The 17,523-nt window shown below is 57.3% G+C and carries 15 protein-coding genes; 14 read left to right on the plus strand and 1 reads right to left on the minus strand.

The features are described from left to right. The first annotated feature begins 122 nt into the window (after positions 1-122). The 8 genes from EV681_RS05555 (at position 123) to EV681_RS05590 (ending at position 6,668) form a co-directional block, all read left to right on the plus strand. Entirely contained in the window at positions 123-1,145 is a 1,023-nt protein-coding gene (locus EV681_RS05555) for an amino acid ABC transporter substrate-binding protein (protein WP_128395762.1), read from the plus strand. Positions 1,146-1,243: 98 nt separating this feature from the next. Beyond that, positions 1,244-2,416 (plus strand): amino acid ABC transporter permease, encoded by a 1,173-nt coding sequence (locus EV681_RS05560; RefSeq protein ID WP_128395763.1) that lies wholly within the window; start codon positions 1,244-1,246, stop codon positions 2,414-2,416. 2 nt (positions 2,417-2,418) lie between these two features. Beyond that, positions 2,419-3,528 (plus strand): amino acid ABC transporter permease, encoded by a 1,110-nt coding sequence (locus tag EV681_RS05565; protein WP_130303480.1) that lies wholly within the window; start codon positions 2,419-2,421, stop codon positions 3,526-3,528. 44 nt (positions 3,529-3,572) lie between these two features. After that, positions 3,573-4,292, plus strand: coding sequence for an amino acid ABC transporter ATP-binding protein (locus EV681_RS05570; RefSeq protein WP_165393025.1), 720 nt, complete (start codon positions 3,573-3,575; stop codon positions 4,290-4,292). 91 nt (positions 4,293-4,383) lie between these two features. Beyond that, positions 4,384-4,575 (plus strand): DUF3460 family protein, encoded by a 192-nt coding sequence (locus EV681_RS05575; RefSeq protein ID WP_128395766.1) that lies wholly within the window; start codon positions 4,384-4,386, stop codon positions 4,573-4,575. Positions 4,576-4,583: 8 nt separating this feature from the next. Continuing rightward, complete coding sequence (locus EV681_RS05580; RefSeq protein ID WP_130303481.1) at positions 4,584-5,456, plus strand: segregation and condensation protein A; 873 nt, start codon at positions 4,584-4,586, stop codon at positions 5,454-5,456. Positions 5,457-5,474: 18 nt separating this feature from the next. Next, on the plus strand, positions 5,475-6,329 hold the full coding sequence (panC, locus tag EV681_RS05585; protein WP_128395768.1) for a pantoate--beta-alanine ligase: 855 nt from the start codon (positions 5,475-5,477) through the stop codon (positions 6,327-6,329). Between the two features lie 81 nt (positions 6,330-6,410). Next, complete coding sequence (locus EV681_RS05590) at positions 6,411-6,668, plus strand: response regulator transcription factor (protein WP_242612148.1); 258 nt, start codon at positions 6,411-6,413, stop codon at positions 6,666-6,668. Between the two features lie 91 nt (positions 6,669-6,759). Here EV681_RS05590 and EV681_RS05595 read toward each other — a convergent pair whose 3' ends face one another. After that, positions 6,760-7,407, minus strand: a complete 648-nt coding sequence (locus EV681_RS05595; protein ID WP_128395769.1) for a hypothetical protein — start codon at positions 7,405-7,407, stop codon at positions 6,760-6,762. Positions 7,408-7,701: 294 nt separating this feature from the next. Here EV681_RS05595 and EV681_RS05600 point away from each other — a divergent pair, with 294 nt between their 5' ends. The 6 genes from EV681_RS05600 to EV681_RS05625 all read left to right on the plus strand — a co-directional run bounded on the left by EV681_RS05600 (position 7,702) and on the right by EV681_RS05625 (position 17,523). Beyond that, positions 7,702-8,469 (plus strand): prepilin peptidase, encoded by a 768-nt coding sequence (locus tag EV681_RS05600; protein ID WP_130303482.1) that lies wholly within the window; start codon positions 7,702-7,704, stop codon positions 8,467-8,469. After that, a complete protein-coding gene (coaE, locus tag EV681_RS05605) occupies positions 8,423-9,049 on the plus strand; it encodes a dephospho-CoA kinase (protein ID WP_207227009.1) in 627 nt (208 codons plus the stop codon). The genes EV681_RS05600 and coaE overlap by 47 nt, the downstream gene beginning before the upstream one ends. Positions 9,050-9,137: 88 nt before the next feature. Further along, complete coding sequence (zapD, locus tag EV681_RS05610; RefSeq protein ID WP_242612149.1) at positions 9,138-9,941, plus strand: cell division protein ZapD; 804 nt, start codon at positions 9,138-9,140, stop codon at positions 9,939-9,941. 153 nt (positions 9,942-10,094) lie between these two features. Then, entirely contained in the window at positions 10,095-11,312 is a 1,218-nt protein-coding gene (locus tag EV681_RS05615) for an MdtA/MuxA family multidrug efflux RND transporter periplasmic adaptor subunit (protein ID WP_128395773.1), read from the plus strand. After that, the gene (locus EV681_RS05620; RefSeq protein ID WP_128395774.1) at positions 11,309-14,401 is read left to right on the plus strand and encodes a multidrug efflux RND transporter permease subunit; all 3,093 of its coding nucleotides are present in this window, start codon (positions 11,309-11,311) and stop codon (positions 14,399-14,401) included. The genes EV681_RS05615 and EV681_RS05620 overlap by 4 nt, the downstream gene beginning before the upstream one ends. Further along, the gene (locus tag EV681_RS05625) at positions 14,398-17,523 is read left to right on the plus strand and encodes an efflux RND transporter permease subunit (RefSeq protein ID WP_130303484.1); all 3,126 of its coding nucleotides are present in this window, start codon (positions 14,398-14,400) and stop codon (positions 17,521-17,523) included. Before EV681_RS05620 ends, EV681_RS05625 begins: the two co-directional genes overlap by 4 nt.

Raw genomic sequence — 17,523 nt, forward strand, 5'->3', positions numbered from 1 at the left:
AATGGATACTCTAGGATACCGCAAGACAAAACCGTCAGACAAAAAATCGACAGCAGCCGTTTCCCATCGAATACACGGCGGGTTTATAAACGGAGGGACGGTTACCTAACCAGGGGATGGATATGAAAATGATCAGGACAGCGGCATTGCTGGCTGCAGGCGCTTTTACGTTAATCGCGGCGCCAGCCCAGGCGGGCAAAACCTTCGATGCCGTCAAGGCCAAGGGCTTTGTTCAATGCGGTATCAGCACCGGTATCCCGGGCTTTTCCATCATTGACAGCAAGGGTGAGGCATCGGGGCTGGATGTCGATTTGTGCAAGGCGATCGCCATCACCATGTTCAACGATGCCAGCAAAATAAAACTCACGCCCCTGAGTACCCAGCAGCGCTTTACGGCACTGCAATCGGGGGAGATAGACGTGCTCACCCGCAACACCACGCAAACGCTGACCCGGGATACGACGCTGGGCCTGATGGGGGTTGGCGTCAATTTTTATGACAGCCAGGGTGTGATGGTGAAAAAAGACCTGGGCGTCAAAAGCGCCAAGGAACTGAACGGGGCGACCATCTGTGTTCAACCGGGCACCACCACCGAGCTGAACCTGACTGACTGGTTTCGCAGCAATAAGCTGGAGTTCAAGCCCGTTGTGATCGACAAGTTCGATGAAGTCATTCGCACCTTCGCCTCGGGGCGCTGCGATGCGCTGACGACTGACAAGTCCGGCCTGGCCTCGGTGCGAACCACGATGGAAAAACCCGACGAATACGAGATCCTGCCCGAGAATTTCTCCAAGGAGCCGCTGGGGCCGATGGTGCGGCAGGGCGATGAGCAGTGGTTCAATGTGATTCGCTGGACCCTCAACGCCATGATCGAAGCCGAAGAGTATGGCATTACGTCCAAGAATGTGGACGAAATGACCAAATCGCCCAATCCCAATATTCAGCGTATTTTGGGCACCAGTCCCGGCATGGGAAAAAATCTGGGCGTCGATGAAAAATGGGCCTACAACATCATTAAAACGCTGGGCAATTATGGCGAGAACTTTGCCCGCAATGTGGGCGCCGACAGTGCGCTTAAACTGGAACGTGGCCTGAACAACACCTGGCACAATGGTGGCATTCTTTACGCCATGCCGGTTCGCTGAACGCCAAAAACAGGTACGATGTGGTTTCGACCTTTGATTCGCACCTGATCGCAGGGCCCGGAGCCGGCTGATGCCGGCCCCGACTGAGACTGTAACGCATGAAGAAAAACAAATCCAAAGGCCTGGCCTTTTCCTGGAGTGATCCAACGTTTCGCTCGATCGTCTATCAGATAATCGTGCTCGGGCTGGTGGCCGCCGGTGTCTGGTATCTGGTTTCCAATACCATGCATAATCTGCAGGTGCGCAATATCCGCAGCGGCTTCGATTTTCTGGGGCGCGAGGCCGGGTTTGCCATAGGCGAGTCGCTGATTGATTATTCGCCGACCGATACGTATTGGCGCGCCATTCTGGTGGGCCTGCTCAATACCCTTTATGTCTCCCTTGCCGGCATCGTGCTGGCCACGCTCCTGGGCGTGGTGATCGGCGTTGCCCGGTTGTCAAAAAACTGGCTGATCGCAAAGCTGGCTGCTGTCTATGTTGAGGTGCTGCGCAATATTCCGTTGTTGATTCAGCTTTTTTTCTGGTACGCGCTGATTGTGGAAACGTTGCCCGGTCCGCGCCAGGCCATGCATCCGGTGCCGGGTGTATTTCTGTCGAACCGGGGCCTGCGGTTTCCCGCAGCGCAAGGCGAGAGCCTGGTATGGATTGTGGCCGGCGCCGTGGTGGCGCTGCTGCTGACGCTGGCGGCGGGCCGGTATTTGCGCCGCAGACAAATCCAAACCGGCACACAAACGGCGCTGTGGCCGATAGGCCTTGCGCTTTTTATCCTGCTGCCAGTGGCCGGCTTTTTTTTCGGTGGCGGACAACTGGCCTTCAGCATTCCTGAGCTCAAGGGGTTCAACTTTGCCGGAGGCGCCAGTATCTCCCCGGAACTAACGGCGCTGCTAAGCGGCCTGGTTATCTACACCTCGGCCTTTGTTGCGGAAATTGTGCGTTCCGGGATTCAGGCCGTGCCCGGCGGGCAGTGGGAAGCAGCCGGCTCCGTGGGTCTGAGCCGTCGTCGCGCACTGCGGCTGGTGGTGTTGCCACAGGCGTTGCGGATCATGATTCCACCGCTGACCAGCACCTATCTGAACCTGATGAAAAACAGTTCTCTGGCCGTGGCGATCGGTTACCCGGATATTGTGTCAATCATTAACACAACACTGAACCAGACGGGACAGGCCATAGAGGGCATTCTCATTGTCATGGCGGCGTATCTGACCGTCAGCCTGTCCATTTCCCTGTTCATGAATTGGTATAACCGGCGCATTGCGCTGGTGGAGCGATAGCCATGAGTATCACGAACCGGGAGCCGGATGTGGCAGCGGCATTGCCGCCGCCCAAGAGCAAAAGCGGCATGATCGGCTGGTTGCGGGAGCGCCTGTTTTCCTCACCGCTCAATATCCTGATTACCATACTCATCGCGTGGCTGCTGCTGATGGGGCTGCCACCTCTTGTGGAATGGGCCCTGCTCAAAGCCAATTTCACCGCCAGCAACGCCCAGGAATGTCGCGCCGGGCCTGGCGGCGCGTGCTGGGCCTTTATTCGGGAAAAATATCGGCTTATCCTGTTCGGCACCTATCCTTACGATGAGCAGTGGCGCCCCGTGCTGGCCACGCTGGTGCTGCTGGCGGTCATTGTCTGCAGCGCGATGCGTCGCTTCTGGAATATGCGGCTGTTTGCCATCTGGGCGGCCGGATTGACGGTGGTTGCCTGCCTGATGTGGGGCGGCCTTGCGGGCCTCACTTATGTAGAAAATACCCGCTGGGGCGGCCTGCCGCTCACGCTGATCCTGTCGACCTTCGGCATTGCGTTTGCCTTTCCCATTGGCGTGGTGCTGGCGCTGGGTCGTCGCTCGGATATGCCGGTCATCAAGGCGTTGTGCGTCGTGTATATTGAAATTATCCGCGGCGTGCCGCTGATCAGTCTGCTGTTTATGTCGTCTGTCATGTTGCCGCTGTTTCTGCCCGAAGGGATGTCTTTTGACAAGCTGTTGCGTGCGCAGATCGCTATTATCATGTTTGCCTCTGCCTATGTGGCAGAGACCGTCCGCGGCGGATTGCAGGCAATCCCCCGGGGGCAGATTGAAGGCGCCCAGTCTATCGGATTGAACTATTGGCAGACCATGCGCAAAATTGTGTTGCCACAGGCGCTTCGGATCGTGATTCCGCCATTGGTGAGCATTTTTATCGCCCTGTTCAAGGATACGTCGCTGGTGGTCGTTATCGGTATTTACGATCTGACGCTGTCGGCCAAGGCTTCCCTGTCGGACCCTATTTGGCGGGGGTTCAGTATTGAAGCCTACTTATTCATTTCCCTGATTTATTTCCTGTTTTGCTTTGCCATGTCCCGCTATTCAAAACGGCTTGAAACACAGCTGGATACGGGATATTCGCGTTAGCCGCCAGACCCTGGAGTTTATCTGTGTCAGAAACTATCATCCTTATGGAAAACGTCAACAAGTGGTATGGCCAGTTCCATGTCCTGCGCGACATCAATCTGGACGTCGCCGCAGGCGAGCGCATCGTGATCTGTGGTCCGTCGGGCTCCGGAAAATCCACGCTGATCCGCTGCCTCAACGCGCTGGAATCCCATCAGGAAGGCAAGATTATTGTTGACGGCACAGAGCTGACCGACAATCTGAAAAAAATCGAACAGGTGCGCAAAAACGTGGGCATGGTGTTTCAACACTTTAATCTGTTCCCGCATCTCACTGTGCTCGAAAACCTGACGCTAGGACCCATTTGGGTGCTCAAGCAGTCTCAGCAACAGGCCCGGGACAGCGCCATGCAGTACCTTGAGCGCGTGCGCATTCCGGATCAGGCCAGCAAGTTTCCCGGCCAGCTCTCCGGAGGGCAGCAGCAGCGGGTTGCCATCGCCCGTTCGCTGTGCATGAACCCCAAGGTGCTGCTGTTTGATGAGCCGACCTCTGCGCTGGACCCGGAAATGGTCAAGGAGGTGCTGGACGTCATGGTCAATCTTGCCGAGGAGTCGGGTGTGACCATGCTGTGCGTCACGCATGAGATGGGTTTTGCGCGCAAGGTGGCCGATCGCGTGGTGTTCATGGACCAGGGCAGTATTGTGGAGCAGAACACGCCGGATGCGTTTTTTGATCATCCCCAGCACGAACGCACCCGTCATTTCCTGGAACAGATTCTGCACTAATGCCCAGGCCGGGATGCCTGTCTGGATTCCGGTGTAAAATGGCGGCACCACGCAGCCGTTTACGGCTATTTACACCAACGGTTACAAAATCATGGCAGAAAATTTCGAATCCGATATCACCAAGTTCATCAAACGATACAAGGACGAACACCCTGGTACCGAAGAGCGGCAGCGGCAGGGTCGCGGGCTCCTGTGGGATAAAACACTGGATGCCGACCTGCTTGATGGGTTCAAAAAGGCCAAAGTGCCCCAGAAGCCCTACGTCTATTCGAACAATAGCTGAACACCCGCATGACGGTGCCTGCCGATCAGCTCAACGCGCTGGTCTCTCCTGAAGTGGATTCCACACCCGACACCATCGATTCGGTCGCGCTGGCTCGTCTGTACGGCGAGCCGCTCTTTAATATTCCGCAGGACCTGTACATCCCGCCAGACGCGTTGGAGGTCTTTCTGGAGGCCTTCGAGGGCCCGCTGGATCTGTTGCTGTATCTGATTCGCAAGCAGAACTTCAATGTGCTGGATATTCCCATGTCGGAAGTGACCCGGCAATATCTGAACTATGTGGATCAGATCCGCCAGCATAATCTGGAGCTGGCCGGTGAATATCTGCTCATGGCGGCTTTACTGATCGAGATCAAGTCGCGCATGCTGCTGCCGGTCAAGAAATCAGATACCGGCGAAGAGGTTGAAGATCCTCGCGCTGAGCTGGTGCGTCGTCTGCTGGAGTACGAGCAGATGAAGCTGGCAGCCGCCAAGCTCAATGAGTTACCACAGCTGGGCCGCGACTTCGAGCGCGCCCGCGCCTATATGGATCTGAGCACCGAGAGAGCGCTGCCCGAAGTCAATGCCGAAGATCTGCGGCTGGCCTGGCTGGATATCATGAAGCGGGCCAAACTGAACGCGCATCATCACATTACGCGTGAGCAGCTGTCGGTGCGGGATCACATGACGCATATTCTGCGGCGCCTGTCTGACGTGCGATTCATGGAGTTTCGGGACCTGTTCATTGAGCGGGTGGAGGGAGGCGATCCGGCGGCAGTCGTGGTCGTTCATTTCCTGGCTATGCTGGAGCTGGCCCGCGAAACACTCCTGGAAATCACGCAGGCAGAACCCTACGCCCCCATTTATATTCGCCTCTCATACAGCAGCCAGGCCGTGGCCTGACCTGTCAAAGGAACAAGATTGAAAGTCGTACATACCATTGAAGAACTCAGAGACCAGATGCGCGGGCAGTTACGCGCCTCTTTTGTTCCTACCATGGGAAATCTTCATGAGGGTCACCTGGCCCTGATGAAAATGGCTCGCCAGCATGGTGATCCGGTTGTGGCCAGTATTTTCGTCAATCCCCTGCAGTTCGGGCCCAACGAGGATTTTGACAAATACCCGCGCACCCTGGAAGACGATATTCGCAAGCTGGAAGAGCGGCGGGATGTCTATGTACTGTTCGCACCTGCCGTCAAGGAAATGTATCCCGAGCCGCAAAGCTTCAAGATTCAGCCGCCTGATGACTTGGGCAACATTCTGGAAGGCGAGTTTCGCCCGGGGTTTTTTACCGGCGTATCGACCGTCGTGCTCAAGCTGTTTTCCTGTGTGCAACCCAAAGTGGCCGTATTCGGTAAAAAAGACTATCAGCAATTGATGATTGTGCGCAAAATGTGTCGCCAGTTTCAACTGCCGGTCACCATTTATGCCCATGAAACCGTACGCGAGGACAGCGGGCTGGCCTTGTCTTCGCGCAATCGCTTTCTGTCGGATAGTGAACGCGCCGAGGCGCCGATTCTGTATCAGACCCTGCAGGCGGTGCGCAACCAACTGCAAGCGGGTGATACCTCTGTGGAATCGCTGGAAGCATTCGGTCGCAAGCAGCTGGCTGACCGGGGGTGGGAGGTGGATTATGTTTCGGTACGTCGCCAGCATGATCTGAACCCGCCGACGCAGCAGGAGATTATTGCCAACGAACCGCTGGTGGTACTGACCGCAGCGAAACTGGGGGCAACCCGTTTGATTGATAATCTGGAATTCGCATATCTACCATAGACTGTCAGCGCTGACAGTTCTTGGCCGCTGGCATAATCACTATAATTTGTCCCTTCTTCACAAGCAATACGAGGAATCAAGATGGGAACAGGGGAAAATATGCCAGGGCTGGATGTACTCATACAGTGCCTGACGCCGCGTGAAAAAGAGGTTTTCTTTTTTGTCACACGCGGCTTGCCAAATAAGGTCGCGGCCGCCGAGCTCGGCGTGTCGCAACGGACCATAGAAGCGCACCGGGCCCGCATTTTTCGCAAAATGAATGTACGCAACGCCACAGAGCTTGCGCGGCAGGTGTTTACCCGCCTGAACCCACATATTTCCGACAATCATCAGGTTTGAGCCCGCCAGGGGTGCCGAACAAGGTACAGGCGGCATCTGGCGTTGATGTTGTCATCTTATGTGGTCAATGATGTGGTCAATGACGTGGTTGTTATTGCGCCGGGCAGAAAAACGAAGTGTCGTTCTGCAATGCGCGGGTCGATTCCGTATCGGCCTGTATGTTGAGCGTATAGCGTCTGGTCACTGCCTTGCCGCCTAGCGTCTGTACATTGAGCACGGCGGGGTTTTGCATGCGTAATGACGCCACACTGGCGCCGCTGCCATTGGCGCTGGCCGGTAACAGATGAATCAGCGGTTGCGCACCCGGTTCCGGTCTCCAGCAGCCGACGTCTGTCCGCGGCGCACCCGATGATGGGACCAGCGGCTGCGATATCCGGCGCCAGCGTCCGTCGGGCAGCAGGGTCAGGGTGACGCGCTGTACCGTACACGCTGCCGTTTCGCAGGGGATGGAGCCCAGATAGGTTCTGCCTTCCGGAATCAGACCCCGGGTCGTGGACTGCCGTTGACGTTCGGCACGAAGCTCGGCCTGGGTAGGCTCTGAGGTGCCAAAGGGAATCTGGATCTGTCCGCCGCGATTATAGACAGGCGCTGGCCTTGTCTCACGCTCTGTTGCTGCAGTATCGCTTGCCGTTGTCTGTGGCACTGCAGCCTGTTGCGAAGGACTGCTGCAGCCGGCCAGCATGATCAGAAGGGAAGCCGACAGCAGCGCCGGCGCAAAACGGAATGGAACGGAAGACATGACAGTTTTTTTCCTATTAAACAGGACCGGGGTCCCGGTTCGAGGTAAAGCTAAGGCGACGCCACAGGCCTGGGCAGGCACCGAACTAGCGGCATATTACCACGGCACTATCCATATCTGGCCAGGCCATCGGCTCGGATCGACCCATCGGGTTTCCGATGGGGCTGACCACATCGTGAATGATGGGGTCCTGCCTGGACCTATCGCCAGGGGGCGCATGCGCTGCGATGATCCCCGCGTCTGGCCGCGCGCCGCCGGCGGCGTGATTCAATAAGCGTTGCCAGGCGCGGCGGTATGGCAACATTTTTGTTCAGCGTTCTGGTGGCGTTCAGCCTTTGGCCTGCATATGCACTGCTGTGCGCCGGTTTGCGCTGGCGCTACGGGCACGATGCCGTGGCTGACTGTATTGTGGCAGACAGCAGGGACTTTGCGTACATGCGCCTGCTTGTGGCCGGCATTGCAGTGCCGGTCTTTGTGCATCTGCTCACCCGTGGCCAGGCGCAGCACTGGCTGGTGTTCTTCTATCTAATGGCGTTGCTGACCCTGGCCGACATGCAGATGCGCTTGTTGCCCGATTACCTTCTGGTTTTGCTGCTGGCCGATGGCATAATCGCGCTGGTTGCCGGCCTGCCGCAAATGCCAGCGCTGCGTTTTGCGCTGCCGGTTTTTTTGGGCGCTGTGATGGTTGTCCTGCTTTGCATGGTCGTTCAAGCCGGTGGCGGTAGGCCTGGGCTGGCTGCGGGCGACGTCAAGCTGATTGCCGTGCTGGCCCTCTGGTTTCCTTACAATCAATTACTGGTCGTGTTATTGGTGGCCTGTTTTTCAGGACTGGTGTACATTCTGGTAATACGATGTATTACCGGCGTGCTCCCGCGGACAATTGCTTTTGGCCCTTGTCTGGCGTTGGGTGCGCTTGCTGCGCATGTATCCTGCGACTGCCCGCAGGCAGAGAACGGCAGCACATATTGCATGATCAGGCCAGGCGCTGCGCGCCCGGCCTTGTTTTTCACGGGAGTTGGCGTTGTACAGGATAGGTCTGACAGGGGGGATCGGCTCGGGTAAATCCACCGTGGCACAGTTGCTTGTGGCCTGGGGCGCCAGCGTGATTGATGCCGATGCGCTGGCGCGGTCCTTGACCCAACCGGGGGGGCAGGCCATGCCCGCCATTGCCCGGGCATTTGGGAGCAGGGCAGTGCAAGCGGACGGCGCCATGGATCGCGGCTATATGCGCCAGCAGGTTTTCCAGGATGCAGCCAAGCGCCACCAGCTCGAGCAGATATTGCATCCGCTTATCGGTCAGGCCATGCAGGGGGCTGCCGCGGCGGCCACCGGGCTTTATCTGGTCTATGATATTCCGCTGCTGGTTGAGTCGCTGGCCAGATATCGCCCGATAATGAACCGGATCTGTGTGGTAGACTGTGAAGAAACAGAACAGATCGCGCGCGTGCAGGCACGCAGCGGTCTTTCGGTACAGGCCGTCAGACAAATCATGAGCACCCAGGCGTCACGCCAGCAACGGCTGGCCGCCGCCGATGATGTGATTTTCAACGGTATCGGTATTACACTTGCCATGCTCGAAGAGCGGGTGCGGCAGGTGCACGAGAACTGGCTGCAGTTGATCGGGCAACAGAAGGAACAATAGCAGGACGGCAACGCGGGTGTCTATCGTCGCAGCCTGGCTGCGCCAGGGGCGCTTACCGCCTCCTAATCCACCGCAGCAGTGAGCAGGCATGCAGCACCTGCTTAATGTGATATCAAAAAACAAAAGGGTCAGTCAATTGGTTTTATACGAATATCCCATCAATGAGCGTATCCGATCCCTGATGCGACTTGAATACCTGTTCAAGCGACTGTTTGCATTTATCAGCGGTACCAGTCCCATGCATCAGCATGTCGCCTTGTCCTTGCTGTTTGAAATTATGGACACATGTGACCGTGCGGAAGTGCGCTCGGGAATCCTGCAGGACGTTGACCGGCAGAAAGCCAACCTGGAAAATTACCGCCACCATCCGAACATTGATCTGAACGCGCTCGATTCAGCCATCGCCGATTTGAATCGTGTGTCCGCTGCCCTCATGGGCAAGGGTCGCATTGGCCAGGCAGCGCGCGAAAACGAATGGCTCATGAGCCTGAAGAACCGGTTCGCGGTGCCCGGTGGCACTTCGCAGATCGATATCCCGTCTTATCATGCCTGGCAACTGTCGGCTGAAGACAATCGCCAGCGCGCGATTACCCAGTGGGTCGAACCGTTTATGCCGCTTTTCGACGGCGTCAGCGTCGTGCTCAAAATGCTGCGCGAATCAGGCAGCCCGGTCGATGCCAGTACGCAGGAAGGCGGCGTATTCCAGGAAATGCTCGGCGGTAAAATCTATCAGATGGTGCGCGTCTGGGTATCTGGCGAGCGCCTGATCTATCCGGAAATCAGCGCGAACAAATATGTGGTATGGGTACGGTTTTCCGAATTGGACAATCAATACAAAACGCAACTGATCACAACGCCAACGGCGTTCAAAATGTCGTTCTGCAACGTCTGAACGCAGCGGTCGCGGCGATCTGGCGTGTTTTCCAGCCTCTTCCTGTTACAACTGGTCTGTTGCGATTTATTACAGGTACCGGCAAAAGGGATGCCGCGTTGGTGTAAATAGGTAAAAATAGGGGCTTCACGAATAAGAAGCGTTGTCACATCCATGCCGGCTCCCACAAGCACCCATAGAAAGTCCCGTAAACTGTTGCTCCTGATCGTTATCCTCGTGCTTGCCGGTGGGGGCTATTACTATTGGCAGCACAGCGCCACTCAAGAGCCGGCAGACAAATCGGCAGCCGGTGGACAGGCGGCAACAGCGCCGGCACAGGGCGCACGCGGTGGTGCAAGAGGCGGGCGCAATGGCCCGGCTGCCGTCGCCACACCGGTCAGCGTTGTCCCTGCCATGAAAAAATCCCTGACCGTCAGTGTCAGCGGCCTGGGTACGGTCACCGCGTTCAATACAGTAACGGTGCGCAGCCGGGTTGACGGCCCGATCCAGAAAATTCTCTTTACCGAAGGCCAGAAGGTCAATGAAGGCGACCTGCTGGTGCAGATAGATCCGCGCTCGTTCGAAGTGGCGCTGCAGCAGGCGCAGGGCACGCAGGCACAGAATGCTGCACTGCTGGCCAATGCCAAACGTGACTTGCAACGCTATCAGACCCTGTTCAAGCAGGATTCGATTGCCCGCCAGCAGGTCGATACGCAGCAATCGCTGGTGCGTCAGTATGAGGGGCAGGCACAGAACAACAAGGCCGCCGTCGATGACGCCCGTTTGTCGCTGACCTACACCAAAGTGCGCGCGCCTATAAGTGGTCGCCTGGGCCTGCGCACGGTCGATGTGGGCAATCTGGTGTCTGCTGGTTCTACCGATGGGATCGTCACGATTACCCAGGTGCAACCCATTGCGGTGGTGTTCTCCATGCCGGAGTCCTGGTTGCCTGATGTGGCTGGTCCGCTCTACAAAGGCGAAAAACTCAAGGTCATTTTGCGCGATCGCGACAACAAGGTGCAACTGGCCGAAGGCGAACTTGCCTCCATGGATAACGCGGTCGATACGACAACCGGCACGGTCCGGCTCAAGGCCACCTTTGCCAATGAAGACGAAACGTTGTTTCCGAACCAGTTTGTGAATACCGAACTGAAGGTGCGCGAGGTGCCAGACGCGCTGGTGGTCATGTCCGATGCCATTCAGAACAGTTCCCGTGGCCCGTATGTCTATGTGGTGAAAAAAGACAATACAGTTGAGACCCGTCAGATCGAACTGGGCGTGGTCGATAGTGGTTATACCCAGATCATCAAGGGATTGGCCGAAGGCGAGCAGGTCGTCTCCGAAGGCGTTGACCGTCTGCGTAACGGGGCCAAAGTCGAGATCGTCAAGTGAACATCTCACGCCTGTTCATTCTGAAGCCGGTGGCGACAACGCTGGCGATGATTGCCATCTTTCTGGGCGGGCTGGTCGCCTATCGTCTGCTGCCGGTTTCCGCGCTGCCTGAAGTCGACTATCCGACCATTCAGGTCGTGTCGCTGTATCCGGGTGCGGGACCTGACACCATGGCGTCGCTGGTGACCTCGCCGCTGGAGCGCCAGTTTGGCCAGATGCCCGGCTTATTGCAGATGACCTCGTCCAGCTCGGGTGGGGCCTCGGTGGTCACGCTGCAGTTCGGACTGGATGTGCAAATGAGCGTGGCCGAACAGGAGGTGCAGGCGGCGATCAATGCCGCGTCGAACCTGCTGCCTTCGGATATGCCCATGCCGCCGGTGTATAACAAGGTCAACCCGGCAGACCGGCCCGTGGTTACGCTGGCCATCTCGTCTGAAAACATGCCTTTGCATGAGGCGCGCGATCTGGTCGAAACCCGCATGGCGCAGAAACTGTCGCAGATATCGGGTGTGGGTCTGGTCAGTATAGCGGGCGGGCAGCGGCCGGCGTTGCGCATCCAGGTGAACCCTACGGCGCTGGCGGCCAATGGCCTGGCGTTAAGCGATGTGCGCACCGCCATTACCGCGGCCAATGTCAACCAGCCTACCGGCAACATTGACGGCCCGCGCCGCGGCACGACCATTTATGCCAATAGCCAGGTCAAAACTGCAGCCGAATACAACAACCTGATCCTTGCCTACAACAACGGCGCGCCCTTGCGCCTGAAGGATGTGGCCAACACGATCGAAGCGGCCGAGGATGTGCGCCAGGCCGCGTGGATCAACGATAAACCGGCCATTTTGCTCAATATCCAGCGTCAGCCTGGCGCCAATGTGATCGATGTGGTCGACAACGTGAAAAAGCTGTTGCCGCAGTTGCGACAGGCCTTGCCGGCTTCGCTGCAAGTCGATACGGTGGCTGATCGCACCGAGACCATTCGAGAATCGATCAGCCATGTGCAGAACGAAATGCTGATGGCGATCCTGCTGGTGATCGTGGTGACCTATGCCTTCTTGCGCAGTTTCAGCGCCACCGTGATTCCTTCGATTGTGGTGCCGCTGTCCATTGTCGGCACCTTCGGCGTGATGTATCTGTTGGGCTTCAGCTTGAATAATCTGACGCTGATGGCGCTGACCATTGCCACCGGCTTTGTGGTCGATGACGCCATTGTCATGATTGAGAATATCGCCCGTCATATCGAGGATGGCGAAACCCCCATGCAGGCCGCGCTCAAGGGGGCTGCCGAAATCGGCTTTACCCTGATTTCGCTGACCGTCTCGCTCATTGCCGTGTTGATTCCGCTGCTTTTTATGGGCGACGTGATCGGCAGGCTGTTCAGTGAGTTTGCCATTACGCTGGCCACTGCCATCATTATTTCACTTGTCATTTCCCTGACGCTGACGCCAATGATGTGCGCCCGCATGCTCAAGCCCGAGTCGGCGTACGAGGGTAATCGCTTGCATCGTAAAATGGGCGACGCCATCGATCGCGTCATTCACGGCTATGATCGCATGCTTACCGTTGTACTGCGACACCAGACATTGACGCTGCTGGTGGCACTGGCCACATTTGTGTTGACGATCCTGCTGTATATGTGGATACCCAAGGGGTTCTTTCCGCAACAGGATACCGGCATGATTCAGGTCATTACCGAAGCGCCGCAATCGTCGTCGTTTAAGATGATGTCCGAACGTCAGGTGCAGATTGCCCGGGCAATCAAGGCCGATCCGGCGGTCGCTTCGGTGTCGTCGTTCATCGGTGTGGACGGCTCTAACGCCACCCTTAATACCGGACGGATGCAGGTTGAACTCAAGCCCACCGCCGATCGTGAGAATATCACAGAGGTAATGCAACGCCTGCAAGAGCGCGCTTCGAAGGTGCAGGGCATGAAAGTCTATTTGCAGTCCTCACAGGACCTGACCATTGATGCCAGAGTGTCGCGCACGCAATATCAATTGAGTCTGTCCAGCCTGGATGCCGATCAGTTGCGCGAATGGGTTCCTATATTTGTTGAACATCTGGCGGCCGACAAGACGCTGGCTGGCGTCACGGACAATTTTCAGTTCAATGGCCTGCAGACCCTGGTCAAAGTGGACCGCGATGCGGCGGCGCGCTATGGCATTACCATGACGCAGATTGATGATGCACTGTACAACGCTTTTGGCCAGCGTCTGGTTTCCACGATCTTTACCCAGTCGGCGCAGTACCGGGTGGTGATGGAAGTGGCCGAGCATTTTCGCGATAATCCGGCGGACCTTGATCAGGTGTATATCAAGACCGCCGACGGCGCGCCGATTGCCCTGACACAGCTGGCGCAGATTTTACCCGGCCAGGAGTTGCTGGAGATCATGCGTGTCGATCAGTTCCCGTCCGCCCTGGTGTCTTTCAACCTGGCGCCGGGGGCATCGCTGTCTGAAGCGGTGCAACGTGTTAACCAGATCAAGGCCGATATTGCCTTGCCGCCGACCGTGGAAATGCGTTTCCAGGGAGCGGCGCAGGCGTTCGAATCTTCGCTGTCGAGCACGTTATGGTTACTGCTGGCCGCCATCTTCACCATGTATATTGTGCTTGGCGTGCTTTACGAAAGCTATATTCATCCGGTGACCATTCTGTCAACGCTGCCATCGGCTGCCGTGGGCGCGCTGCTGGCGCTGATACTTTCGGGCAACGAGCTGGACATGATCGGCATTATCGGAATTATTCTTTTGATCGGCATCGTCAAGAAAAATGCCATCATGATGATCGACTTCGCGCTGGATGCCGAGCGCCACCAGGGCATGCCGCCAGTCAAGGCGATTCATCAGGCCGCGCTGCTGCGCTTTCGGCCAATCCTCATGACCACGCTGGCGGCACTGTTTGGCGCGATTCCACTTATGCTCTCTACCGGTACTGGCGCCGAATTGCGCCAGCCTCTGGGGTTGACCATGGTGGGTGGTCTGATCTGCAGCCAGTTGCTGACCCTGTTTACCACTCCGGTCATTTACCTCATGTTTGACCGGCTGGTTAAAAAACCGAAGCCATCCGATGTGGCAGCGCAGGCAGAAATATGAGTTTGTCCCGCCCGTTCATCCTTAGACCGGTAGCAACGTCACTTCTGGCGCTGGCGGTTGCGGTGATGGGCATGGTCGCCTTTTTCCTGCTGCCGGTGTCGCCGCTGCCCACACTTGATTCGCCGGTGATTGTGGTGCGCGCGTCATTGTCGGGCGCGAGCCCGGAAACCATGGCCTCTAGCGTGGCCACGCCGCTGGAGCGTTCGCTGGGCAATATTGCCGGCATAGACCTGATGCAGTCCAGCAGTTCGGAGGGCTCCACCACCATTTTCATGATATTTGACCTGGACAAGGATGTGCACACGGCTGCCCGGGAAGTTCAGGCAGCCATCAATGCGGCACGACCACTGTTGCCCAGCAGCATGAAGCAGCCACCCACCTACCGTAATGTCAACCCGTCTTCGACACCGGTCATGGTGCTGGCCCTGACCTCGGACCTGCTTGGACAGGGCGAGTTATATGACCTTGCATCCACGATCCTGGCGCAGAAACTGGCGCAGGTGCGCGGGGTAGGGGAGGTTACCGTGGGGGGCAGTTCCCTGCCGGCCGTGCGCGTGGATTTGAACCCCAATATGCTCAACAACATGGGCATTTCGCTGGATACGGTACGCAACGCGCTGGCCGCGACCAATTCGGTCCGGCCCAAGGGGTTTCTGGACAATAACGAATATCAGTGGCAACTGGCAACCAACGGGCAATTGCGTTATGCCAAAGATTTCGAGAATCTTATCGTTTCCTGGAAAAACGGTACTGCCGTGCGCCTGCGTGATGTCGCGCACGTGTATGACTCGACAGAAAGCCTGTACAACAGGGGTTTTTACAATACCAAACAGGCCGTGGTGCTGCTGGTGCGGCGGCAGGCCGATGCCAATATCATCGAGACGGTGGATGCGGTCAAAGACATGTTGCCTGACCTGACCCAGTTGTTGCCGCCGCAAGTTAACCTGGACGTGGCTCAGGATCGTACGCCCAGCATTCGGGCGACGTTGCACGAAGCCGAGCTTACGCTGGTTATCGCCGTGCTGCTGGTGATCCTGGTGGTCATGCTGTTTCTGCAAAGGTTACGCGCCACGCTGATACCAGCCATCTCGGTACCTGTCTCGCTGATGGGCACATTTATCTTCATGTACTTTTTGGGCTACTCGCTCAATACGGTCTCGCTGATGGCGCTGATCGTCGCTACCGGTTTCGTGGTCGATGACTCGATTGTGGTGCTGGAAAACGTCATGCGCTATATCGAGCGCGGCATGCACCCCATGCGCGCGGCATTGGTGGGTGCGCGCGAAGTGGGCTTTACTGTCGTCAGCATGAGCGTATCCCTGGTGGCCGTGTTTATCCCGCTGCTATTCATGGGTGGCCTGATCGGCAGACTGTTTCTCGAATTTGCCATGACCTTGTCGATCGCCATTGCCATGTCGCTGCTTGTCTCGCTCACCCTCACGCCCATGATGTGCGCGCAGTTGCTCAGGCATGAACCGAACCTGAAAAAAGGTCGCGCGCAGCGGATCTGGGATTCGTTTTTTGATCGGCTGGTCAGTGGTTACGGGCGCATGTTGCGCTTTGCCATCCGCTTTCGCTTTCTGACGCTGCTCACGCTGCTGGCCACCGTGGTCCTGAACGTCTACCTTTATATTGCCGTACCCAAAGGGTTCTTTCCCGAACAGGACACGGGCATGATCCAGGGGTTCTTTCGCGCGGACCAGGGCACGTCGTTTGCCGCCACGGTGCCCAAGCTGGAAGCCTTTCGCAAGGCGATTGTACAGAACCCGAATGTGGACACGGTCTCGGGATACTCGGGCGGGCGCGGCGGCAGCAACAACAGTTTCTTTCTGATCCAGCTCAAGCCGTTTGCCGAACGGTCGCAGTCGGCAACGGAAATTATCAACGATATGCGCAAGTCGCTGCCGACGATTCCGGGCGCGCGCCTCTCGCTGGTGCCGCAGCAGGATATTAGCGCCGGCCGGGGTGGGGATTCAGCCGGCTCGTACCAGTACGATCTGTTGTCGGGCGATCTGGATACGCTGCGCAAATGGGTACCGCAAGTGCGACAAGCCATGGCGACGTTGCCTGAACTGGTGGATGTGCAGTCCGAGGCCGAGGAAAAAGGGCGGCGTATTGAACTGGTGATCAACCGGGAAAGCGCCACACGCCTGAATGTGGGAATGGCGACGATTGCCGGTGTGCTCAATAATCTGTTCAGCCAGCGGCAGGTCTCCACCATTTACAGCGCGCTGAACCAGTACCAGGTGGTCATGGGCATCGATGTCAAATACGCTCAGGATCCTGAAGTGCTCAAGACGGTGCAGATCATTGCCTCGGATGGCAAGCTGGTGCCGCTGTCGGCCTTCGCCTCGTTTGAAATCGGCACCTCGCCCCTGTCCGTGTCGCACCAGGGGCTGATGGCGTCCGATTCGGTCTCCTTTTCCCTGGCCGAAGGCGTGTCGCTGGAACAGGCCAGCAATGCGATTGAAAATGCGGTGGCTCGCATTGGGCTGCCAGCCAATGAAATCCAGGCCGGCTTTGGTGGCAACGCACAACTGTTTCAGCAGTCTTCGTCCCAGCAGCCGCTGCTGATCCTGGGGGCGCTGGTAGTGATGTATCTGATTCTGGGGATGCTTTACGAAAGCTATATGCATCCGCTAACGATTCTGTCGACCCTGCCGTCTGCCGGTGTGGGGGCGCTGCTGGCGCTGCTGATGGTCGATATGGAATTTACGGTGATCGCCCTGATCGGCGTTTTCCTGCTTATCGGCATCGTCAAGAAAAATGCCATTATTATGGTGGACTTTGCGCTTGCGCTGGAGCGGGAAAAAGATGTCCCGCCCGAAGAGGCCATTTATGACGCCTGCATTGTGCGCTTCCGACCCATCATGATGACCACCATGGCGGCCATGTTCGGCGCCTTGCCGCTGATTCTGGCGACCGGCGCCGGCGTCGAAATGCGCCAGCCACTGGGGATTGCCATTGTGGGCGGCCTGGTTTTGAGCCAGATCCTGACCTTGTTTACCACGCCGGTCGTGTATATTTACCTTGATAGGCTGCGCCACACCTTCGAGCGGCGTCGCAAAAACAAAAGCACACCTGCCGGCGGGCGCGAAGTGACGCCCCGTCCAGGTCAATAA

The organism is Advenella incenata, from assembly GCF_004217095.1.
GTDB lineage: Bacteria > Pseudomonadota > Gammaproteobacteria > Burkholderiales > Burkholderiaceae_B > Advenella > Advenella incenata.